Below are 22465 nucleotides of genomic sequence, written 5' to 3' on the forward strand. Positions count from 1 at the left end.
GCTCACTCCGACCCGGGGCCCGGCGAACGTGATCAGCCGCGGCTCGATCGTGTTCGGTGGCATGTTCTGGGCGATGTCAGGCGCCGCGAGAACGGCCAGTGCCGCACCAAGGCTATGGCCGGTGACCAGGATCTGATCGCAGCCGGCCACCGCGGCGGCCAGATGTGAGGCGATGTTGTTGCGGACGAGTTGGTAGACGTCCTGAAAGCCGGAGTGCACCTGCCCGAACCCGCTGATCGGACGGTAGTCATCGGGTATCGCGTCGATATCGGCGACCCACTCGGCAAGGTCGGCTGTGCCGCGAAAGGACACGAATGCGGTGCGACTAGCCGGGTTATGACCCATCAGCCCGAAGATGTTGGTGTCGTTGATCATCGCGGTCACGGCGGGATGCGGGTTTGTCATCGCGGTGAGCATCACGGCGTCCGCCTGGATGAGGCTGGTCTGGCTGTATCCGGCCGGCAGCGTTGCGGTGTTGCCACCCATCACCGTGTAGGCCGCTTGCGCCAACGGCAGCGCGACGTCGCGGGCAAAGGTCGGGTCGAAAGCCACAGCCGCAGTCTAGGCCGACTTCGGCGTCGCGAGCTCAACCTCTGTCTTGATGCTTGTTGAGCCAGATGTAGGCTAACCTGCGAAAACACTTTCGCACCGCTGATGACAGCGAACCCGGCTGCGGCAGAGCCGAACTCAGGAGACGTCATATCGATGCCCGACACGCACGCCTTGGACCGCGCGATTGCTCTCGAGGTCGTCGACGACGATGTCGTCCGGGGTAGTACTCGGCCCGAGTGGAAGAACATGGTCGGACCCTTCGGCGGTGTCACCGCCGCGACCTTGCTGCGCGCCATCGAAGTGCACCCTGACTGTCTGGGTGAGCCGGCGGCGCTGACAGTGAATTTCGCCGCGCCCATTGCCGACGGCGACTTCGAGATCTCGCGCCGGGCGCCGCGCACCAACCGCACCAATCAACATTGGATTGTCGAACTCAGTCAGGATGGCGCGGTCATGACCACGGCCACAGCGATATTCGGGATCCGCCGCGACACCTGGTCAGACACCCAAGCGGTACCACCAGCTGCGCCGCCACCGGAGCAGGTCTCGCGCAGCAGTCGCGAGAACCTGCCGGTTTGGACTGATTTGTACGACATGCGTTTTGCCGAAGGCTCGTTCTCCGGTGGGGCCGTGCAGACCGGCTCGTCCTCGACAACCACACTATGGGTACGCGACGCCGCGCAGCGCCCCGTCGACTTTCCAGCACTGACCGCGATGTCCGACATCTTCTTTCCGCGAGTGTATTTGCGCCGCGGGGTACTGCCCGCCGGCACCATTTCCATGACCACGTATTTTCACGCCGGTAGTCAAGATTTGGGCGCCCTCGGTGGCGACTACATTCTGGCAACAGCGCGCGCTGACCGATTCGACCGTGGATTCTTCGACCAGAACGCGCAGCTTTGGAGCCGTGACGGAGTGCTGTTGGCGAGCACCTATCAGATCGTCTACTTCAAGGACTGACCGAAGTTCGGCTGACGCTGATTCTGGTGAGTCAGCGGGCCGGATCGTCCGGCTTGCGGTGAGCCGTAGAATTGCGTGCACGGCGTCGATCCGGCCATCACCGGGGAGCCTTCGGAAGAACGGCCGGCAGTAGCACTCAGCAGGCCCAGTAGAACCGAACGGGCAGGCCCGTCACAGCCGACAACGAGCGGCCACGCCGATACGTGGCAAGCGGGGTGGTACCGCGGCGCTTGCGCACCAGCGCGACGTCGTCCCCGTGCCTGAGAGCGGCACATGGAGACGACGCACAGTGACCGAGACAACCTATCCGAAGCCGGCGGGCGGTGCACCCGACCTGCCGGCGCTGGAACTCGAGGTCCTCGACTACTGGGCGGCCGACGGTACGTTCCAGGCCAGCATCGCCCATCGCGCCGACGCCCCTGAGTACGTGTTCTACGACGGGCCACCCTTCGCCAACGGCCTACCGCACTACGGGCATCTCCTCACCGGGTACGTCAAGGACATCATCCCGCGGTACCGGACCATGCGCGGATACAAAGTCGAGCGCCGCTTCGGTTGGGACACTCACGGCCTGCCGGCCGAACTCGAGGTCGAGCGGCAGCTCGGCATCACCGACAAATCCCAGATCGACGCAATGGGTATCGCCGCCTTCAACGACGCCTGCCGCGAATCGGTGTTGCGGTACACCGACGAATGGCGCGCCTATGTAACCCGACAGGCGCGGTGGGTCGACTTCGACAACGATTACAAGACGCTCGATCTGCCTTACATGGAATCGGTGATCTGGGCTTTCAAGCAGCTGTGGGACAAGGGGTTGGCCTACGAGGGCTATCGCGTGCTGCCGTATTGCTGGCGCGACGAGACACCGCTGTCCAACCACGAGCTGCGGATGGACGACGACGTTTACCAGAGCAGGCAAGACCCGGCCCTGACGGTCGGATTCGCGGTCCCAGAAGGCGATTTGGCGGGGGCCCACCTCCTGGTGTGGACCACGACGCCTTGGACGCTGCCGTCGAACCAGGCCGTGGCCGTCAACCCCGACGTGACCTATGTGCAGGTGCGCGCCGGCGAGCACCGCGTCGTGCTGGCCGAGGCCCGATTGGCCGCCTACGCACGAGAACTCGGCGACGAGCCCGAAGTATTGGGCAGCTACCGGGGCAGCGAGCTGATCGGCACCCCGTATCGGCCGCCGTTCCCGTACTTCATGGACTCGCCCAACGCTTTTCAGATACTCAGTGCCGACTTCGTGACGACCGATGACGGTACCGGGATCGTGCACTTGGCACCGGCCTACGGTGAGGACGACAAGGAAACCGCCGACAAAGCCGGCATCGTGCCGGTGACCCCGGTCGACGCCAAAGGCCGATTCGACGTGACCGTTCCGGATTACCAGGGGCAGCACGTCTTTGACGCGAACCAGCAGATCATCCGCGACTTGAAGAATCACACCGGTCCGGCCGCCGCCAACGGTGCGGTGCTGATCCGGCAGGAGACCTACGACCACCCCTATCCGCACTGCTGGCGGTGCCGCAATCCGCTGATCTACCGCGCGGTTTCGTCCTGGTTCATCAAGGTCACCGACTTCCGGGACCGCATGGTCGAACTCAACCAGCAGATCACCTGGTACCCCGAGCACGTCAAGGACGGTCAGTTCGGCAAATGGCTGCAGGGCGCGCGAGACTGGTCGATCTCACGAAATCGCTACTGGGGCACACCCATTCCGGTGTGGGTCTCCGATGATCCGGCCTTTCCGCGGATCGACGTCTACGGCAGCCTCGACGAGCTGGAGCGCGACTTCGGCACCCGGCCAGGCAACCTGCACCGGCCCTATATCGATGAGCTCATCCGGCCCAACCCCGACGACCCGAGCGGGCGTTCGACGATGCGGCGCATCCCGGACGTCTTCGACGTGTGGTTCGACTCCGGCTCAATGCCCTACGCCCAGGTGCATTATCCGTTCGATAACCGGGACTGGTTCGACACGCACTATCCCGGCGACTTCATCGTCGAATACATCGGCCAGACCCGCGGCTGGTTCTACACGCTGCACGTGCTGGCCACCGCACTGTTCGACCGGCCGGCATTCAAAACCTGTGTGGCGCACGGGATCGTGCTGGGCAGCGACGGCCAGAAGATGAGCAAATCGCTGCGCAACTATCCCGACGTCAGCGAGGTGTTCGACCGCGACGGCTCCGATGCCATGCGCTGGTTCCTGATGGCCTCGCCGATCCTGCGCGGCGGCAACCTGATCGTGACCGAACAGGGTATTCGCGACGGCGTGCGCCAAGTGCTGCTGCCATTCTGGAACGCCTACAGCTTCCTGGCCCTCTACGCGCCGAAAGTCGGTACCTGGCGGGCCGATTCGGCACACGTCCTGGACCGCTACATCCTGGCCAAGCTTGCGGTGCTGCGCGACGACCTGACCGCGGCGATGGATGGCTGCGACATCTCGGGGGCATGCGAGCAGTTGCGCCAGTTCACCGAGGCGCTGACGAACTGGTATGTGCGACGGTCACGTTCGCGGTTCTGGGAGGAAGACCCCGACGCGATCGATACGTTGCACACCGCGCTCGAAGTAACCGCGAGGCTAGCGGCGCCGCTGCTGCCGATGACCACCGAGATCATCTGGCGGGGGATCACCGGGGAGCGCTCTGTCCATCTGTCCGACTGGCCGGCCGCCGACCTGTTGCCGGTGGATCTCGAGTTGGCCGCCGCGATGGACCAGGTGCGCGAGGTGTGCTCGGCGGCGTCGTCACTACGCAAAGCCAAGAAGCTACGGGTACGGCTGCCGCTGCCGAAGCTGACTGTGGCGGTGGAGAATCCGCAGCGATTGGCGCCGTTCACCGATCTGATCGCCGAGGAACTCAACGTCAAGACGGTGGAGCTGACCGACGACATCGCCGGCTACGGCCGTTTCGAGCTCACCGTCAACGCCAAAGTCGCGGGCCCGCGGTTGGGCAAGGATGTGCAGGCCGCGATCAAGGCGGTCAAGGCCGGCGAGGGCGTCGTCAACGCCGACGGCACATTGACCGCCGGTCCGGCGGTGCTGCTGCCCGAGGAGTACAGCTCGCGGCTGGTCGCCGCCGATCCCGAGTACACCGCGCCGTTGCCCGGTGGAGCGGGGCTGGTGGTACTGGACGCCACGGTCACCCCGGAGCTGGAGGCCGAGGGCTGGGCCAAGGACCGCATCCGTGAACTGCAGGAGCTGCGCAAGTCGGCCGGGCTCGATGTTTCCGACCGGATCAGCGTAGTGATGTCGGTGCCGACGCAGCGCGCCGACTGGGCGGACGCACACCGCGAGCTCATCGCAGGGGAAATCCTGGCCACCAGCTTCCAATTCGGTGATCCGACCGACGGCGCTGCGGAAATCGGTGACGGTGTGCGGGTATCGATCGCGAAGGCGTGAACTCAGTACGACACCGCCGCTGTCACTCCGCTGGTCAGGGTGCGTTCCACACGCACTGCGCCGCCGAGTTGTTCACCGGGTGTAAGGCCACGACTTTGCCCTGGTAGCTGATCTCGCAGCCTACTTTCGCGTCGCCTTTGCCGCTCACCACGATTTGGTACACATGCCCGGAACTGGCTGTCATGACCTCGGTTCGGGCGAACGGAAGTGCTTCGGCGTTCAGGGTCTGGGTGGTCTTTCCGTCGTCGATGACGATGTTGTAGGTGTCCCCGTGTCCGGTGGCCTTCCACACCATCTCCGACTGCTGGGCGGGCTGTTGGGCCGGCTGCTGTTGGGCCACGTGTGACGATGCTGCGGCGTTCTCGGCGGCCACGTCGTCGCGGATGTTCGGCGTCACACAAACGGCGTCGCCGTTGAACGCGTTGCGCCACACGTAGCCCTGTTTGCAACTGTTCGACCCGTAGGCGCCATTGGGATCACGCAAACCTGGGGCAGCGGAGTTCTCCTGCTGCGTGCGGGTACGCACGTCCGGTGTCACGCAGACATGGTCGGACGGGATGGCTTCGCGCCAGACGTATCCCTGGGCACAGGTATCCGGTCCGAACGGCTGCGGGTCGGCTGCGACCTCGGACTGTGAAGACAGGCTAAGTGCTGTCAGCATTACTGCCGCGGCACCGCCATATGCGAGAACGCGTGCCTGGTCACCGAGCATGTTTCACGTCCTGTCTGTGGGCTTCCACCGTCGACTGGCTGCGGGTCGCGTTGACCCGTGCGGGTCACAGTACGGTCGGAAATCAATCGCCAAATCAGGGATTTCCCTACATTTTGGGCATTTGAGAAGCTGGTAGCCGTGGATTTCCGCTGGGTGCTGCACCTCGACATGGACGCGTTCTTTGCGTCCGTCGAGCAACTCACCCGGCCCACACTTCAGGGTCGGCCGGTGCTGGTCGGTGGGCTGGGCGGACGCGGTGTGGTGGCCGGCGCCAGCTACGAGTCGCGGGTATTCGGGGCCCGGTCGGCCATGCCGATGCACCAGGCACGCCGCCTGATCGGTGTGACCGCGGTCGTGCTGCCGCCGCGCGGCGCGGTGTACAGCGTCGCCAGCCGCCGGGTGTTCGACACCGTGCGGACCGTGGTGCCGGTCGTGGAGCAGCTCTCCTTCGACGAGGCGTTCGGCGAGCCGCCGGAACTGATCGGCGCATCCGAGACCGAGGTCGAAGAGTTCTGCGCGCGGTTGCGCCGACGGGTGCGCGACGAGACCGGACTGATCGCGTCCGTCGGCGCGGGTTCGGGCAAGCAGATCGCCAAGATCGCGTCCGGTCTGGCCAAACCCGATGGCATCCAAGTGATCCGGCGTGCCGACGAGAAGCGGCTACTGGACGGCCTGGCGGTGCGCAAGCTGTGGGGGATCGGCCCGGTGGCCAATGAGAAGCTGCATCGGCTGGGAATCGAGACGATCGGGCAGCTGGCTGCGCTGAGCGAAGCCGAGGTGGCCAACATCCTGGGTGCGACGATCGGGCCCGCGTTGCACCGGCTGGCCCGTGGAATCGACGACCGCCCAGTGGCCGAACGCGCTGTGGCCAAACAGATCAGCGCCGAATCCACCTTCGCCACCGATCTGACCACGCTCGACGAATTACGCGAGGCGATCGCCCCGATAGCCGAACATGCGCACCAACGACTCTGTCGCGACGGCCGCGGCGCCCGGACCGTCACCGTCAAGCTGAAAAAATCGGATATGAGCACCCTGACTCGCTCAGCAACCCTGCCGTATGCCACCACCGACGCCACCGCGCTGGCCGCGATGGCTCGGCGGCTGCTGCTCGATCCGCACCAGATCGGGCCGATTCGCCTACTGGGCGTAGGCTTTTCGGGCCTGACCACTGTGCGGCAGGACTCGTTGTTCCCGGATTTGGAGCTGGCGATGTTAGATACCGATCAGGGAGCCGACGCCTTGCACGCCGAGCGGGACGCGGTCGCGCCGGCGACGACAGACACCGAGTGGCGGGTGGGAGATGACGTCGCGCATCGGGAGCTGGGGCACGGCTGGGTACAGGGCGCCGGCCACGGCGTGGTCACCGTGCGGTTCGAAACCCGCGGCTCGGGGCCCGGCTCGGCACGAACCTTCGCCGCCGACACCGATGACATCACCCGGGCCAATCCGATCGACAGCCTCGACTGGCCCGACTACCTTGCCGCGGTCGCCGAAACCTCGTCAGCCCAGGCGACCGATGACGTCGCGCAGGGGTAGCCGCGCCGCCAACGCGGCCATGGTCAGCACCCTCGCCTGACTCGGCGGCAGCGACACCATCACCGCTCCGGCATCGACGAGGTCGTGGCCGGGGCCGTACCCAGGGCTGACCCGTCCGCCGGTGACGCGGGTTGACACCGCGATCACCACACCGGCGCGGCGGTGCCGTCGCACCCCGTCGATCACCGCGTCGGGGGCGTTACCGGAACCGAGCGCTTCGAGCACGATGCCGCCCGCACCGGCAGCCACGCACGCGTCCATCGTCGCCGCGTCAGCTCCCGGATACGCCGCGACGATGTCGACTCGCGGTGCTGCTACCGCGCTGAGTTCGCCGAGGAAGGGACGAGTCTTGGTCCGCGTGATCGTCACCCCGCCGTTGACGCTGCCGAGTAACTGACCAGCGAACGCGTGAGCGATCGCCACCTTGTGCAGGCCGGACGGCTGCAATATCCGCCCGGCGAATGACACCAGCACCCCGAGATCGCGGACACCGGGATCCGAGGCCACCGACACCGCGTCGCGCAGATTCACCGGCCCGTCCGCGTCCGGCGCGTCGGCGCTGCGCATAGCGCCGGTGATCACCAGCGGGACTGCGGCGCCGTAGGTGAGATCCAGCCACAGCGCCGTCTCCTCGAGGGTGTCGGTGCCGTGCATCACGACCACACCTTCGGCGCCGCCGCCGGCCGCCCTGCGCGCCGCCGCACCGATCACATCCCAGTCGGACGGGATCAACTGCGAACTGTCCTTGGCCATCACGTCGACGACATCGACGTCGAGGCCGGCGGCCAACTCCGCGCCACCGCGCGTCGGCCGCCACACTCCGTCGGCCGCGGCGGTACTGGAGATCGTCCCGCCGGTCGCGATGACCGTCACTCGGCTCACCGTGAGATCATCCCGCATCGCGCGCCGCGCCCGGGCGCGGCGGGTCTCCGGCGCACGTCTAGTGGATGATGGAGGCGTGACGGACCAACCAACGGGCTCGGCGGAGCCGGTGACCGAGGCCGATACGGCCGGAGAAGCCGAGGCATCGCAGACCCCTCGGAGGCGGCAGCCGCTGCTGTTGTCGATCGCGGCGGTCGTGCTCGCCCTGGATATCGTCACCAAGGTGCTGGCGGTCAAGCTGCTGACGCCCGGCCAGCCCGTGCCGATCGTCGGCGACACCGTGACCTGGACTTTAGTCCGCAACTCCGGGGCCGCGTTCTCGATGGCCACCGGCTACACCTGGATGCTGACGCTGATCGCGAGCGCCGTCGTGGTCGGGATTTTCTGGATGGGACGCCGGTTGGTGTCGCCGTGGTGGGCTGTCGGCCTCGGGATGATCCTGGGCGGCGCGATGGGAAACCTGGTCGACCGGTTCTTCCGTTCACCCGGACCGCTGCGCGGGCACGTCGTGGACTTCCTGTCGATCGGGTGGTGGCCGGTGTTCAACGTCGCCGACCCATCGGTGGTCGGTGGAGCAATTCTTCTCGTCACGTTGTCGGCGCTCGGCTTCGATTTCGACACCGTCGGCCGCCGCCGCGCCGACGACGATGCAGAGCGGAGCGATGCGGAGGAGCGGCGCCGGTGGAAGGCCGATGACGCGGCCGATGAGCCCGCCGAAGACGTCGACGAGAGTCAATGACCGATCGGTCGATGCCGGTGCCCGAGGGCCTCGCGGGGATGCGCGTCGATGCCGGGGTGGCGCGGCTGCTCGGGGTGTCGCGCACGGCGGCCGCGGCGCTGGCCGCAGACGGCGGAGTCGAGCTGGATGGGGTGCCGGCCGGCAAGTCGGACCACCTGACCGCGGGGGCGTGGCTTCAGGTTCGGCTGCCCGAGCCGCCCGCGACGCTGGAGAACACGCCCGTCGAGATCGAGGGCATGACGATCCTGTACTCCGACGACGACATCGTCGCCGTCGACAAGCCGGCCGGGGTCGCCGCGCACGCATCGGTGGGCTGGACCGGGCCGACGGTGCTCGGCGGGCTGGCCGCGGCCGGCTACCGGATCACCACCTCCGGGGTGCACGAGCGGCAGGGCATCGTGCATCGCCTCGACGTCGGTACCTCCGGAGTCATGGTCGTTGCGATTTCCGAGCGGGCGTACACCCTGCTGAAGCGGGCGTTCAAGCAGCGCACCGTCGACAAGCGTTATCACGCTCTGGTGCAAGGACATCCGGATCCGTCCAGCGGCACCATCGACGCACCGATTGGCCGTCATCGGGGCCACGACTGGAAATTCGCCGTCACATCCGGCGGTAGGCACAGCCTGACCCACTACGACACCGTCGAAGCGTTCGTCGCCGCAAGCTTGCTCGATGTACACCTGGAAACCGGCCGCACACACCAGATTCGGGTGCACTTCGCGGCGCTGCACCATCCCTGCTGCGGCGACCTGACCTACGGCGCAAACCCGACACTCGCGAAAAAGCTTGGGCTGGAACGTCAATGGCTGCATGCCCGGTCGCTGTCTTTTACCCATCCTGGCGACGGGCGGCAGATGGAGATCGTCAGCCCTTATCCGCCGGATCTGCAACACGCGCTGGACGTGTTGCGGGCCGACGGCTAGTTTCGGGCTCGGCGCGGATAGCTCCTCGCATCGTTGACCCATTCTCGTTCGATCCGGCCGATCTCCAGCGACAGCAGCGCCACAGTGGGGTTGTCGCAGTTGACGTCGAGAGCGGTGCGGAATTTGGCAGCTTCCCCCGTGCTGGGTAGGTGTGGTCGCAGCCCTTCGAACCACTCGTCGCCGACGGCGTTGGGCGGGTCGTGGTCTCGAGGTCCGGCAGCCCATTGGCGATAGGTATCCCGGGCATTCGCCAAGCCGGCTCGCCAGCTTTGGACCGAGCCGTGCCGCTGTAAGTGCAGGTTGGACATCATCTGGTGTTTCTGCTCAGAGCTTGCCGCCAGCCGCGGCAACCAGGTGTCGCCCATCAGTCTCACGACCCCCATGACGCCAGCGGTCGACGCACCTGCCACCAAACCCATCAGGCCCATTCCCGCCATGCTCATACTGCTGATCGTTTCATTCAAGCGCGGTGATCGCTATGGCTTACGGGCCTCCACAAGCAACCGCGTCGAATGCGCGACGAACGGGCCGTCGGACTCGATCTGCTCATGCATCTCGCGCAGCCGTTCGTGATAGCGCTCGACGCTGAAGTCCGGCACCGTCCAGATCACCTTGCGCAGGAAGTAGATCACCGCGCCGATATCGAAGAACTCCGCCCGAAGGCGTTCCATCCGCATCTGGACCACCTGCAGACCGGCGGCTTCGGCATGGGTGGTTTGGGTTTCCGGTTGCAGCTCGGCCCATTTGTGTGGCTGCGGTCCGAGGAAATATTCGTACAGCTCCGACATCGTCGCGGGCCCGATCTGCTGCGCGAGGTAGCCGCCACCGGGCCGCAGCACTCGGGCGATCTCGTGCCAGCGCACCACCGTCGCGTGCCGGCTGGTCACCAGGTCGAAGGCCTCGTCGGCGAACGGCAGGGACGCCTGGTTGCGGGTTGCCACCACCACGACGCCGCGCGCGTGCAGCCGCTGGGTGGCCAGCGCCGCGTTCGGCGGCCACGACTCGGTGGCGACCATCGTGGGCGGGAATGTCTCCGCGCCGGACAGCACCTCGCCGCCGCCGGTATCGATGTCCAGGGCGGCCGACACCGTCGCCAACCGCTGACTCATCAGTCGCTGGTACCCCCACGACGGCCGTTCCTCGGTGGCGCGGCCGTCCAGCCAGGAGAAGTCCCAGCCGTCGACCGGCGCCGCGGCGGCTTCGGACACCAGCTCGTCGAACGACCGGCTCATCCCTGCATTGTCGCCGACGCCTGAAGATCAGATACCGGCGGCTGCGTGGTCCGATGCGATGTCGGCGGCCAGCGGGGCAATGGCGCCGATGATGTCGTCGATCGTCGCCGGAGGCACACCGGCGGCGGACAACGAATCCGCCAGATGCCCTGCCACCAGAGCGAAGTGGGACATCATGATGCCGCGGCCTTGATGGACCTGCTTCATCGGCGCGCCCGTATACGGTTCCGGGCCGCCGAGTGCGGCCGCGAAGAACTCGACCTGCTTGCCCTTCAACCGGTTCATGTTCGAGCCGGCAAAAAAGCCGGCCAGCTGATCGTCGGCAAGCACCCGGGTGTAGAAGTCCTCGACGACGATTTCCATCGCCTCGTAGCCGCCGATGGCGTCGTGGATGCTGGTCGGCTCGGCCGGAAGAATTGCCTTGCGCCGGCGTAAAAGTGAAAGCATTCCCATGGCCGAAAATCTCACCATCGAGCCATTGCCTGACCGTTAGGCCGCCATCACCTGTCGATTACCTGTGGTAACCACTCGGTTGCCGTGCATAACCGGGACTTCGCAACGGTGCGGCACGCTTGGTGAGCAATTGAACACCCCCACGATTTGCAAGTAACAATGCCGTGGGCGAGGCTGGATGTACTCGTTAATACCCGGTGCGACCTGCTACTTCTGCCGGCTCACATTGCCCAGCGGCCAGGTGTGAGGGCGAATTCATCGCGGCGACATCGCGGGCATCGGGGGAGCAACATCACGCTCATAAGTTCTTGAGACAACACGGCGAATGGACAGGGCAAGTGGCGAAGCGATCGGACGAGGCGACGGTATGACCGAGCCGGATGCCGCGTCGCTGACGGGGTTCACAGTGGCTATCACCGCGTCGCGGCGGGTGGATGAGTTCAGCACGATGCTGCGCCGTCGCGGGGCGGACATCGTGGCGGCCGCGGCCATGAACATGGTCCCACTCCCCGACGACGTGCGACTGCGCGCCGCCACCGAAGACGTCATCGACGCGCCGCCGGACGTCCTCATCGCGACGACCGGAATCGGATTTCGCGGTTGGGTCGAGGCCGCCGAGGGCTGGGGAATGGCAGAGGCACTGCTGGCGGCATTGGGCAAGGCGCGGGTGATCTCGCGGGGACCCAAAGCCACCGGCGCTCTGCGCGCGGCCGGTCTGCGCGAAGAGTGGTCACCGGTCTCGGAGTCCTCGGAAGAGGTGCTCGCCCACCTGACCGTCGACGACCTCAAGGGCAAACGTGTTGCGGTGCAACTGCACGGCGCCACTGACGACTGGGATCCGGTACCGGGATTCGTCGACACGCTCGTCGAACGCGGCGCCACCGTGGTGGCGGTGCCGGTATATCGGTGGGAGCCGCCGGAGCACCTCGGCGCGCTGGACGGCCTGATTGAAAAGGTCGCACTCGCCGGAGTGGACGCCATCACGTTCACATCCGCGCCTGCGGCGGCGTCGTTCTTGATGCGGGCCGACGAGCTGCGGCTCGCCGAAGCCGTACGGCGGGCCATGAATTCGACGGTGACGACATTCTGCGTAGGCCCCGTCACCGCCCGGCCGTTGTGCAGCGCCGGTGTGACGTCGGTTCAGCCCGAACGGATGCGACTCGGTGCGTTGGCACGTGCGGTCGCTGACGAATTGCCGCGCCGGCAGCCGGATCTGGTGGTCGCCGGGCACACTTTGGGCGTGCGGGCTACCTGCGCCGTCGTCGACGGCGTCGTGCGAGATCTCTCGCCCAACTCGCTGGTTCTGTTGAAGCTGCTGGCATCGGCTCCGGGGGCGGTGGTGTCGCGCGACATCATGCTGGAAGCGCTCGGCGGCGACGACCCACACGTGGTCGAGGCCGCTGTGGCGCGCCTACGGTCAGCGATCGGGGCCAAGGAGTTGATCGCCACCGCGGTCAAACGTGGCTACCGGCTGGCGGTGGACTTCATGCCCGACGACACCGGGGTGTCGCAATGACGACGTTGTTGGTGGCGCACGGGACCCGAAACCCCATGGGCGTCAGGATGATCAGCGGCCTCGCGACGGCCGTGGCCGATGTTCTGGACGAGCCGGTGCGGGTGGGATTCGTCGACGTCCTGGGCCCCACGCCCGCCGAAGTACTGCGGACCTTGTCCGATGAGCCGACGGTTGTCGTGCCGGCGCTGCTGTCCAGCGGGCACCACGTTCGCGTCGACGTGCCGCGGTACGTCGACGAGTCGGAGCATCGGCGCGTCACCGTCACTCGCCCGCTCGGGCCCTCGCCTGAGTTGGCCCGCGCGATGCTGTGCAGATTGCTCGACGCCGGCTGGCGTCGCGACGATCACGTGGTGCTGGTGGCCGCCGGCACCCGCGACCCGCGGGCCCGCGGGGAGTTGCGGTTCACGGCCGCGTCGCTGTCCGCGTTGGTCGGACACCGGGTATCCATCGCGTTCGCCGCGCCCTGCCCCGACGGGTCGGGCTATCCGTCGGTGCGCGACGCCGTGGCGAAGGCCCGTTGGTCCGGTGCCCGTCGGGTGGCAGTGGCGTCATATCTGTTGGCGGACGGCTTATTTCAGAGTCGTCTGCACTTGGCGGGTGCCGATTTGGTGGCCTCGCCGCTGGGTCTGCATCCCGCGGTGATCCGGCTCGCCTGCCGCCGTCGACGGGAAGCCGGGCTGGTCGCTCCGCCGGGCTTCGCTGCGCGCCGGGCTAGCTGACGGTCAGGCGGACAGGCCGGCGCGACGGTAGCCGAACCGGATGTCGGGAGAGTTGGCGACCCACACCGTCCCGTCCACGCCGACTCGGGTGGCGTAGACCGGAATCGACACCCCCTCGGCGTCTAGGCACCGGCCGTCCAGCAGGCTGAAAGCCTGTTTCTTCAGCGGCGATTGGACGACAGGCACCCCGCCGCGATCGCCGACAATACCGCGCGACAGTACCGCCGCCCGGCCGATTGGGTCGATGTTTCCGACCGCGCGAATACTGTTGTCGGCCAACAGGAACAACGCGACCTGTGCGCTGTCTGGCAAGAGCACCGCCACGCCGCGCAGCGGTTGTAGGCGGTCGGCCGGGCAGGCGGCGGTCCAATCGTGACGCCAGCGACCGAGATCGAATGACTTTGCCATCTCAGCGGCTCCTCACACTGGGCGTGCCGATCAGGACCGGGATCTTGCGCCCGTTCTTTTCGGTGAATTCGACGGTTGGGTCGGGCGCGCCGGGCGCATTGACGAATGACACGAACCGGGCCAGCTTGTCGGGGTCGTCGAGGACCGCTTTCCATTCGCAGACGTAGCCATTCACATGGCGTTGCATCGCTGCCTCGAAATCGGCTGCCAGGCCCAGTGAGTCGTCGATGATCACCTCGCGCAGGTGGTCGAGCCCGCCGTCGAGTTCGTCGAGCCACGGCGCGGTGCGTTGCAGCCGGCCGGCGGTGCGGATGTAGTACATGAGGAATCGATCGATGTAGTGCACCAGGGTGTCACTGTCGAGGTCGGAGGCAAGCAGCTGAGCGTGTTTAGGTGTCATGCCGCCATTGCCGCCGACGTACAGATTCCAGCCCGACTCGGTGGCGATCACGCCCACATCTTTTCCGCGGGCCTCGGCGCATTCGCGGGCGCATCCCGACACGGCCATCTTGATCTTGTGCGGCGCTCGCAATCCGCGGTAACGCAACTCGAGATCGATCGCCATCTGGACGGAATCCTGCTGGCCGTAGCGGCACCAATCGGTGCCGACACAACTCTTGACGGTGCGCAACGACTTTCCGTAGGCGTGACCCGATTCCATGCCGCCCTCGACGAGTCTCAGCCAGATTTGCGGGAGCTGGTCGACGGTCGCGCCGAACATGTCGATGCGTTGGCCGCCGGTGATCTTGGTGTACAGCCCGAAGTCACGGGCAATCTCACCGATGAGGATCAACTGCTCAGGTGTGATGTCACCGCCGGGTACCCGCGGAACGACCGAATAGGTGCCGTTGCGTTGAAGGTTCGCCAGAAAATGGTCGTTGGTGTCCTGCAACGACGCCTGCTCACCGTCGAGGATGTGCTCGGAACTGGTGGAGGCAAGGATCGACGCCACCGCCGGCTTGCAGATGTCGCAGCCCGTGCCGATGCCGTAACGCTCGATCAGGCCGGTAAAGGTTCGGACGCCGCCGGCCTGCACAATCTCGAACAGCTCGGTCCGCGACTGGGAAAAGTGCTCGCACAACGCTTTCGAGACTTCGACGCCTTCGGCGGCGAGCAACTGTGACAACAGCGGCACACATGATCCGCAGGAGGTGCCCGCGGCCGTGCAGCCCTTGAGGTCGGCTACCGTGCAGGCGCCATCGGCGATGGCCGAGCACAGGGCCGCCTTGGTGACGTTGTTGCACGAGCAGATCTGCGCCTCGCCGGGTAGCGCGCCCACGCCGATCGCGGGCCCGTCGCCGCTGCCGACCGGCGCGATCAGCGCAACCGGGTCGCCGGGCAGCTGCGAGCCGACCAGCGGCCGCAGCACACCGTAACTGGATGCATCGCCGACCAGGACGCCGCCGAGCAGGGTCTGCGCGTCGTCGGAGAGCACCAGCTTGGCGTAGGTGCCGCCGATCGGGTCGGACACCACGACCTCCAGCGCGCCCGGCGTTGCGGCCAGCGCATCACCGAAGCTGGCGACGTCGACACCGAGCAGCTTCAGCTTGGTGGACAGGTCGGCGCCGGGGAACTCCGCGTCGCCGCCGAGTAGCCGGTCGGCGACGACTTCGGCGGTCGTGTACCCGGGCCCGACCAGGCCGTAGCAGCGGCCCTGGATCGCGGCCACCTCGCCGATGGCATAGATATCGGAATCACTGGTCGCGCAGCTCAAGTCGCACATCACTCCGCCGCGCTCACCGACGTCGAGGCCGGCCGACTTGGCCAACTCGTCGCGTGGGCGAACCCCGGCCGAGAACACCAGCAGCGCCGCGTCGATCACCTCGTCGTTGCTCAGCGTCACGCGCAGCCGATTGGCGCCTTCGTCGATCTGCTCGATGGCAGAGGTGCCCGCGCCGACCGTGACGCCGATGCCCAGCCCGCGCACCGAACGCAATAAGTGCTCGCCCCCGGCCTGGTCGACCTGTAGCGGCATCAGGCGTGGCGCGAATTCGACTACGTGCGGCCGTATTCCGAGCAGTCGCAACGCGTTGGCGGCCTCCAGGCCGAGCAGCCCGCCACCGACGACAATGCCGACGGCCTCAGGGTCGCAGGCCAATGCCGCCTCGGCGTCGGTGCGGATCGCATCTAGATCGTCCAGTGTCCGGTAGACGTGGCAGCCGGCCGAGTCCTTGCCGGGCACCGGTGGGACGAATGGGTAAGAGCCGGTGGCCAATACCACTGCGTCGTAGTCCAGTTCGGAGCCATCGGCGGCGGTGAGGCGCTTGGCATCCCGATCGATGGCGGTCACCGCGTTGCCGAGGCGAAGTTCGACGAGATGGTCGTCGCGGTAGTCGTTGCCGGTGAGCGCGAGCAGCGAGCGGTCCCAGGCGCCCACGTAGGACGACAAACCGACCCGGTCGTAGGCGGCATCGGCCTCCTCGCCGAACACCACGATTCGCCAGGCGCCGTCGGTGTCGCGCGCCCGCAGGGCCTCGACGAATCGGTGCCCCACCATGCCGTGCCCGATCACCGCCACTGTGCATTGACGCACTACTGCGCTCCTTCCCGTCGGCGAGATCGACGCTAGAAGCTCCGTATTGCGGCGGCGTCGCGCACGGTTGCCGCGTCGTCACGCCTTTCTCACGTCGCAGGAGGTGTGCGCGTGAGGGGTCAGCGGAGCCGCTCGACCAGCGCTCCGTCCGGCGAAGCGGGCGGAATCAGGGCCAGGCCGCGTCGGCCGACCATCGCCGCGAGATGCGATGTCGCGGCGTGTTTCGGCGCCACCCACGCGCCGGCGCCGTCGGGTTCGACGGGAACCACTCGCCACCGATCCGTTCGGGGCATGCCGCGCACGGAGATCAACTCGACCGCAGCGGTCGCGGCCTCGGTCAAGGCGTCGATGATGGCGGGACCCAGCAAGGCCACGCCCGCGACCGCGGCAAGCGGGTTGCCGCCGACCCCGAGCAGCACACGGGGCCGAGCGCCTGGCAGTGTCGCGAGCAGAACCGAGCCGCCCGGCCGCATGGCGACCCCGTCGACGACCACACAACCGCCGGCCCGGGCGATCGCCGCGCGCAGGTGATCGGCGACCCCGCGGCCGGTGGCGCCGATGATGACCACCAGGTCCGCGGCACCGGTCAGCGCGGACTGAAGTGTGGTGGGATCGTCGGGCAGATGCGCCCCGGTGTCGGCGACGGCGCCCAAGCTTCGTAGCTGGGCGGTGACCGGCGCGGCGGCTGTTTCGGGCAGCAGTGGTTTCGCCGGGTCGTGAACTGTTGCACCGGAGGCAATTTCGTCACCCGTGCTATGGACCGCGACCCTGACCGGCCCGCGCACCACGAGCCGCTCGGCGCCGGCCGAACGGGCCAACGACGCCACGGCTTCGTCCACCCTCGTGCCCGTCGAGGCAAGCGGTGCGCCAGCCGTCCACTCGCTTCCAGAGCGACGGGTGTCGTCGCGGGCCGCAGGTCCGCAAGCGCACGGGTAGACCAGATCTCCGGTCGCGTCGACCTCCTCGTCGCGGATCACCCGTTGCGTGCCGGCGGGCAGGCGGGCTCCGGTGGCGATGCGACGGGCATGCCCGTCGACTAGTGCGCCGCTGCGCATTCCGGCCGCGACGGTGTCGTCCTGAGGGATCCACGGACCGGGACCCGCGACTGCCCAGCCGTCCATCGCGGACGCATCGAACGGCGGAAACGGTGTTGTGGCCGTGAGGGGTTCGGCGAGCACCGCGCCCACGGCGGCTTCGACGCCCCGCTCGACGGCGGGTAACGGCGCGATGGTCCCGCGCACCACGCCACGGACAGCGTCGGGTGTCCGGTCGGCGCGGGCCCGCGCCGCGGCGAGTTGCTCGGGGGTGTCGACGTCGTCGACATCAGTTATCCGACACGTCACCGCGTTGCCCGGCAACAGGTCTCGCATTCGCGACGGATGGGCGGTCAGGGCTGTTGCCAACGCGGCCGAATCCCACACCGCAGTGAGGTATTGGCGATGCCCGTCGTCGTCGCCCGCGAGGGCGACCGGCGCGCCGCCGCGGGCCGTGGCCAGGGCCGTGACGGCGGTCGGAGTGATACGCGGCAGGTCGGCAGGCAGCACCACGATGTCGGCCGGACCTACCGGCAGCGCGGCGAAGCCGGCGGCGAGCGCGGCGACCGGACCGCGCCCGGGCGGCTCTTCGCACACCACGACGACCCCGGCCGGCACATCGCGCGGTGGGCCCACCACGACAACGGCGTCGGCGTCTGCCACCGCAGCCAAGGCGATGTCGAGCAACCGTCGTCCGCCGATCCGCTGCTCGGGCTTGTCAGCGCCCAGGCGTTTCGACGCACCCCCGGCAAGAACGATGGCCCGCAGCGGCCGGCGGCTCGCGGCGTTCGGGGCGAGGCGGTCGGCGGCGGTGGTGGTGCTCAATAGACGTCCCGCAGGTAGCGTCGCTCGGCCGACATCGCCTGTAGATACGTCGCGGCGCTTTTCGGGCTGCGACCGCTCTGCTGAGCGATGATGCCGCGTAGCGTCTCGTCGACGTCGCGGGCCATCCGCGCGGCGTCGCCGCAGACGTACACGTATGCGCCGTCGGCGATCCACTTCCACAGATCGGTGGCATGCTCCAGCATCCGGTCCTGGACGTAGAGCTTGCTGGCACCGTCGCGGGAGAACGCGGTGTCGATCCGGGTCAACACACCAGACTGGGCGAATGCGTCCAGCTCATCGCGGTAATAGTACTCGGTGGCTTCGTGACGCTCGCCGAAGAACAGCCAGTTGGCGCCGGTATGACCGCGAGCCGCGCGGTCGTGCAGGAATCCGCGGAATGGCGCGATCCCGGTACCGGGCCCGATCATGATCGTTCGCGCATCCGGATCTTGCGGCGGACGAAAACGATGGTTGCGCTGGATGAAAATATCTATCTCGGCGCCGAGTTCGAGCCTGGCGAGATGGCCGGAGCACACGCCCTGGCGCGCGGTGCCGGCCGACGACTCGAAGCGCACGATTCCGGGGGTGATGTGCACCCGGGTCGGGTCCTCGAGCGGACTCGACGAGATCGAGTACAGCCGCGGCGCCAACGGTCGCAGCACGTCCAGCCACTCGTCGAGTCCGGCTTTGACCGGGTGACTGGTCAACAGGTCCAGAGTTTGGCGCCCCCACGCCCATTCGGCAAAGTGGGGGGAGTCGTCTATGGCGGCCTTTAGATCGTCGGCCGGATGCCGTTCGTGCACGAACCGCAACAGGTCCGGCGTGATGCGGGTGATATCCAGTCGCCGGTGCAGCGCGTCGGCAAGGGGCATCGTCTGCTCGCCGACAGCGATCTCGACGGCGCCGTCCAGGGCGGTCAGCTCGAGGAACTCGGCGACGGATTCGGGCGCGTTGTAGGGCCACACGCCGAGCGCGTCGCCGGCCTCGTACTCCAGCGTCCCCGGTGGCAGCTGGAATCCGATGCTGCGGACGTCCTTATCGGACCCCGCACCGCACAGTGCGACGTTGCTGATGATTGTGGTCCGAAGCGGGCTGGCTCGCGAATATGACTGGTGTGCAGATGGTTTCGATGCAACCGGCTCAGGATCACGGTCGCTCAGCGCTGCGGTGACCCGACCGGTCCAGGCTTGTGCGGTCGCTTCGAAGTCCGGTTCGCACAAGGCGCGGTCCACGATGCGCTGCGCGCCGAGGTACTCGAGCCGGGCATCGAGCTTGCGGGCGAAGCCGCAGAACTCGGCGTACGACGAGTCGCCGAATCCGAGAACCGAGAACCTGAGGTCGTCGAGGTCGCCGGGTTCGGCGGCGGCCAACGCGTCCCACAGCGCGATGCCGTTGTCCGGGGGATCGCCATCGCCCGTGGTGGACACCACGAACAGCAGGGTGCCGGTGAGATCGGCGACCGCGACTTCTTCGGCTCCACGCGCACGCGCCGCAATGCCGGCGGCGTTGAGCTGTTCGACGCAGGTGGCGGCGAACTCCTCGGCGATGCCGGTCTGCGATGCCCACACCACCGTCGTTATCGGCTGGCCGGCGACGCGGCCGGGTTGGGATGCCGCCGGTATCGCGGAGCGGGAGAAAATGCCGGCCAGCACGCCGTCGATCCATACCCGATTGCCCGGTGACAGCGGCGTCACCGCGGGCAGCAACGGAAGCTGGTCGGTGGGTGGATTTGCGCGAATACCGGCCATCAAGCCGGACAGGAACAGCCGTTCGTCGGCGGTGAGCGTCGCCGACGAGGGCAGAGTGTCCAGCACGGCAGCGAGCGCCTCGACCGGCGCACGCGCTTGCTGGGGAGTGAGTTCGGCTGGAGCAGTGTCGGTTTCGATCGCGGTGACGGCGACGGCGCAGACCTTGAACTCGGGCTGCAGCGAATCGGCGTCGACCGCGTCGTTGGTGACGGCGTTGATGGCGACGTCGGGAGCGAACGCGTCGGCCCAATGCATCGGCGCGAAGCACACGCCCGGGCGTACCGCATCGTCCACAGTCGCCGGAAGCACGGCTCGGCCGCGGCGGGAACGGATCTCGACCCGGTCGCCGTCGCGTACTCCGAGCCGGTCGGCGTCCTCGGGGTGCAACTGAAGGAACGGTTCGGGGTTGAGTTTGTTGAGTTTGGCGACGCGCCCAGTCTTGGTCATCGTGTGCCATTGGTGCGCCAGCCTGCCGGTGGTGAACACCATCGGGAAGTCGTCGTCGGGCAGCTCGGCCGCGGGGAGATGGGGCCGCGGCAGGAACCGCGCGCGCCGGCTCGGGGTCGGGAAGGCCAGGGCCGGAACGGTGCCGTCGTCAGCGGTATGCAGGTCCTGGCTGACGCCGTCGTTTCGGTAGCGGATCGGGTTGCGGTCGTCGCCGCCGGGTGCGGCGGGCCACTGGACCGGGCCGCGGCGCAGCCGCTCGTGATCTACGCCGCGCAGATCCCAGCCGGTGCGGGGATTGTGAAAGCCGGCCAGTTCATCGAAAACATCGGCGGCGGAGTCGAACTCAAATCCCTGGTAGCCCATCGCGGTGGCGACCCGGCAGATCAGCTGCCAGTCCGGGGCGGCGTCGCCCGGCGGGTTCATCGCGGCTCCGCAATGTGTGAGGGTGCGCTCGCTGTTGACCATCACGCCGTCGGCTTCGGCCCACAGCGCGGCGGGCAGCACCACGTCGGCGTATTCGGCGGTCTCCGCGCCGGCGAAAGCCTCCTCCACCACCACCAGCTCGGCCCGTTGCAGGCCCGCGATCACTGAGGCCCGATTCGCCACGGATGCAACGGGATTGGTGCAGATGATCCACGCCGCCCGGATCTCGCCGTCGGCCATCCGCCGATACATGTCGACGGTACCGGTACCTCCTTCGGCGCGAATCGTGCCGGGCTCCAGCCCCCAACGAGCCTCGACGAAGGCCCGGTCGTCGGGATCCAATGCCGACCGCTGCCCGGGCAGCCCCGGGCCCATGTATCCCATTTCCCGGCCGCCCATCGCATTCGGCTGACCGGTCAACGAGAATGGGCCAGCGCCCGGACGACATATCGCGCCGGTCGCGAGGTGCAGATTGCACAACGCGTTCGTGTTCCAGGTTCCGTGGGTGGACTGGTTCAGCCCCATGGTCCACAGGCTCACCCAGTTCTTGGTTGCGCAGATCAACTCCGCGACGGTCCGCAGATCCGCCTCGTCCAGCCCGGTGATGTCGGCCACCAGATCGGCCGGATACTCGTCGAGCAGGGCGTCCAGCGGCTCCCAGCCCTCGGTAAATGCGGCGACGAACTCGGTGTCCACCCCGCCCGCATCACGCACCAGCCGCAGCAGACCGTTCAACAAAGCCAAATCGGTGCCGGGGCGGACCGGCAGATGCAGGTCGGCCTTGGCCGCGGTGGCCGTGCGCCGGGGATCGACGACCACCAACTTCGCGCCGTCCCGGACCCGTTCCATCATGCGCAGGTACAGGATCGGATGGCAGTCGGCCATGTTGGCGCCCAGCACCAAAAACAGGTCTGCGGTGTCCAAGTCGTCGTAGCTGCCGGGCGGGCCATCGGATCCGAGCGACTGTTTGTAGCCGGTCCCGGCGCTGGCCATGCACAGCCGCGAGTTGGACTCGATCCACTGGGTCCGCAGATAGCCCTTGGCCAGCTTGTTGGCCAGGTACTGCGCCTCGGTGGTCATCTGGCCGGAAACGTACAGGGCGATTGCGTCGGGCCCGTGCTCGTCACGGATAGCCGACAAACGGGCGGCCACGTGGGCGATCGCGGCGTCCACGGCGATCGGCTCGGGTTTGGCGCCGCGTTGTGGCCGGCGAAGGGCCTTATCCAGCCGTCCACCGGCGCGCAGCATGTCCGCGGTGGTGTTGCCCTTGGTGCACAGCCTGCCCCGGTTGGCGGGATGGTCGGCGCGGCCGGTCGCCTTGGTGACCACTCCGCCGGTCACGTTCAGGTCCATGCCGCAGCCCACGCCGCAGTACCCACACACCGTGGCGACCGTCGTCATACCGCCTTCTCGA

Annotated in this window: 17 protein-coding genes; 7 read left to right on the forward strand and 10 right to left on the reverse strand. The window is 67.4% G+C overall.

All coding sequences use genetic code 11. The features are described from left to right. Positions 1–552 (reverse strand): lipase family protein (locus tag VGH54_RS15325; RefSeq protein WP_331512899.1); only part of this gene is annotated, 552 nt, incomplete at its 3' end. A 153-nt stretch (positions 553–705) separates the two neighbouring features. Between VGH54_RS15325 and VGH54_RS15330 the strand changes: the two genes are divergently transcribed. After that, positions 706–1512 (forward strand): thioesterase family protein, encoded by an 807-nt coding sequence (locus tag VGH54_RS15330; protein WP_331512900.1) that lies wholly within the window; start codon positions 706–708, stop codon positions 1510–1512. Positions 1513–1801: 289 nt separating this feature from the next. Continuing rightward, positions 1802–4918, forward strand: coding sequence for an isoleucine--tRNA ligase (gene ileS, locus VGH54_RS15335; protein WP_331512901.1), 3117 nt, complete (start codon positions 1802–1804; stop codon positions 4916–4918). Between the two features lie 34 nt (positions 4919–4952). Here the strand turns inward: ileS and VGH54_RS15340 are convergent, their stop codons facing one another. Beyond that, positions 4953–5579, reverse strand: coding sequence for a hypothetical protein (locus VGH54_RS15340; RefSeq protein WP_331512902.1), 627 nt, complete (start codon positions 5577–5579; stop codon positions 4953–4955). 204 nt (positions 5580–5783) lie between these two features. Here VGH54_RS15340 and VGH54_RS15345 point away from each other — a divergent pair, with 204 nt between their 5' ends. Next, entirely contained in the window at positions 5784–7169 is a 1386-nt protein-coding gene (locus tag VGH54_RS15345; protein WP_331512926.1) for a DNA polymerase IV, read from the forward strand. Here VGH54_RS15345 and VGH54_RS15350 read toward each other — a convergent pair. Beyond that, the gene (locus tag VGH54_RS15350; RefSeq protein WP_331512903.1) at positions 7134–8069 is read right to left on the reverse strand and encodes an asparaginase; all 936 of its coding nucleotides are present in this window, start codon (positions 8067–8069) and stop codon (positions 7134–7136) included. The genes VGH54_RS15345 and VGH54_RS15350 overlap by 36 nt on opposite strands. A gap of 58 nt (positions 8070–8127) precedes the next feature. Between VGH54_RS15350 and lspA the strand changes: the two genes are divergently transcribed. Beyond that, positions 8128–8790, forward strand: coding sequence for a signal peptidase II (lspA, locus tag VGH54_RS15355; protein WP_331512904.1), 663 nt, complete (start codon positions 8128–8130; stop codon positions 8788–8790). Next, the gene (locus tag VGH54_RS15360) at positions 8787–9713 is read left to right on the forward strand and encodes an RluA family pseudouridine synthase (RefSeq protein ID WP_331512905.1); all 927 of its coding nucleotides are present in this window, start codon (positions 8787–8789) and stop codon (positions 9711–9713) included. Before lspA ends, VGH54_RS15360 begins: the two co-directional genes overlap by 4 nt. Here VGH54_RS15360 and VGH54_RS15365 read toward each other — a convergent pair. From VGH54_RS15365 to VGH54_RS15375, 3 genes are read right to left on the reverse strand one after another with little or no spacing between them, the layout of a single operon-like run. After that, a complete protein-coding gene (locus VGH54_RS15365; RefSeq protein ID WP_331512906.1) occupies positions 9710–10156 on the reverse strand; it encodes a hypothetical protein in 447 nt (148 codons plus the stop codon). The two genes, VGH54_RS15360 and VGH54_RS15365, sit on opposite strands and share 4 nt — an antisense overlap. A gap of 33 nt (positions 10157–10189) precedes the next feature. Beyond that, positions 10190–10945: a class I SAM-dependent methyltransferase gene (locus VGH54_RS15370; protein ID WP_331512907.1), complete on the reverse strand. Its 756-nt coding sequence runs from the start codon at positions 10943–10945 to the stop codon at positions 10190–10192. A gap of 27 nt (positions 10946–10972) precedes the next feature. After that, positions 10973–11398 (reverse strand): group 1 truncated hemoglobin, encoded by a 426-nt coding sequence (locus VGH54_RS15375; protein WP_331512908.1) that lies wholly within the window; start codon positions 11396–11398, stop codon positions 10973–10975. A gap of 367 nt (positions 11399–11765) precedes the next feature. Between VGH54_RS15375 and VGH54_RS15380 the strand changes: the two genes are divergently transcribed. Next, positions 11766–12914 carry a uroporphyrinogen-III synthase gene (locus VGH54_RS15380; protein WP_331512909.1) on the forward strand — a complete coding sequence of 383 codons (1149 nt, stop codon included), beginning with the start codon at positions 11766–11768 and terminating at the stop codon, positions 12912–12914. Then, positions 12911–13633, forward strand: a complete 723-nt coding sequence (locus tag VGH54_RS15385) for a sirohydrochlorin chelatase (RefSeq protein ID WP_331512910.1) — start codon at positions 12911–12913, stop codon at positions 13631–13633. Before VGH54_RS15380 ends, VGH54_RS15385 begins: the two co-directional genes overlap by 4 nt. 3 nt (positions 13634–13636) lie before the next feature. Here VGH54_RS15385 and nirD read toward each other — a convergent pair whose 3' ends face one another. The 4 genes from nirD to VGH54_RS15405 form a co-directional block, all read right to left on the reverse strand. Further along, positions 13637–14041: a nitrite reductase small subunit NirD gene (gene nirD / locus VGH54_RS15390; protein ID WP_331512911.1), complete on the reverse strand. Its 405-nt coding sequence runs from the start codon at positions 14039–14041 to the stop codon at positions 13637–13639. Between the two features lies 1 nt (position 14042). Beyond that, positions 14043–16574 (reverse strand): nitrite reductase large subunit NirB, encoded by a 2532-nt coding sequence (nirB, locus tag VGH54_RS15395; protein WP_331512912.1) that lies wholly within the window; start codon positions 16572–16574, stop codon positions 14043–14045. 119 nt (positions 16575–16693) lie between these two features. After that, positions 16694–18433 carry an NTP transferase domain-containing protein gene (locus VGH54_RS15400; RefSeq protein WP_331512913.1) on the reverse strand — a complete coding sequence of 580 codons (1740 nt, stop codon included), beginning with the start codon at positions 18431–18433 and terminating at the stop codon, positions 16694–16696. Beyond that, positions 18430–22452 (reverse strand): bifunctional nitrate reductase/sulfite reductase flavoprotein subunit alpha, encoded by a 4023-nt coding sequence (locus VGH54_RS15405; RefSeq protein ID WP_331512914.1) that lies wholly within the window; start codon positions 22450–22452, stop codon positions 18430–18432. The genes VGH54_RS15400 and VGH54_RS15405 overlap by 4 nt, the downstream gene beginning before the upstream one ends. Positions 22453–22465 lie beyond the last annotated feature (13 nt).

The sequence above is a fragment of the Mycobacterium sp. genome (assembly GCF_036488105.1).
Taxonomy (GTDB): Bacteria; Actinomycetota; Actinomycetes; order Mycobacteriales; family Mycobacteriaceae; genus Mycobacterium.

Bases quoted from the DNA above. Each gene is read 5' to 3' on its own strand.
- VGH54_RS15330 (WP_331512900.1), top strand. From the start codon at position 706: ATGCCCGACACGCACGCCTTGGACCGCGCGATTGCTCTCGAGGTCGTC.
- VGH54_RS15340 (WP_331512902.1), bottom strand. From the start codon at position 5,579: ATGCTGACAGCACTTAGCCTGTCTTCACAGTCCGAGGTCGCAGCCGAC.
- VGH54_RS15350 (WP_331512903.1), bottom strand. From the start codon at position 8,069: ATGCGGGATGATCTCACGGTGAGCCGAGTGACGGTCATCGCGACCGGC.
- VGH54_RS15360 (WP_331512905.1), top strand. From the start codon at position 8,787: ATGACCGATCGGTCGATGCCGGTGCCCGAGGGCCTCGCGGGGATGCGC.
- VGH54_RS15365 (WP_331512906.1), bottom strand. From the start codon at position 10,156: ATGAGCATGGCGGGAATGGGCCTGATGGGTTTGGTGGCAGGTGCGTCG.
- VGH54_RS15370 (WP_331512907.1), bottom strand. From the start codon at position 10,945: ATGAGCCGGTCGTTCGACGAGCTGGTGTCCGAAGCCGCCGCGGCGCCG.
- VGH54_RS15375 (WP_331512908.1), bottom strand. From the start codon at position 11,398: ATGGGAATGCTTTCACTTTTACGCCGGCGCAAGGCAATTCTTCCGGCC.
- VGH54_RS15380 (WP_331512909.1), top strand. From the start codon at position 11,766: ATGACCGAGCCGGATGCCGCGTCGCTGACGGGGTTCACAGTGGCTATC.
- VGH54_RS15385 (WP_331512910.1), top strand. From the start codon at position 12,911: ATGACGACGTTGTTGGTGGCGCACGGGACCCGAAACCCCATGGGCGTC.
- nirD (WP_331512911.1), bottom strand. From the start codon at position 14,041: ATGGCAAAGTCATTCGATCTCGGTCGCTGGCGTCACGATTGGACCGCC.
- VGH54_RS15405 (WP_331512914.1), bottom strand. From the start codon at position 22,452: ATGACGACGGTCGCCACGGTGTGTGGGTACTGCGGCGTGGGCTGCGGC.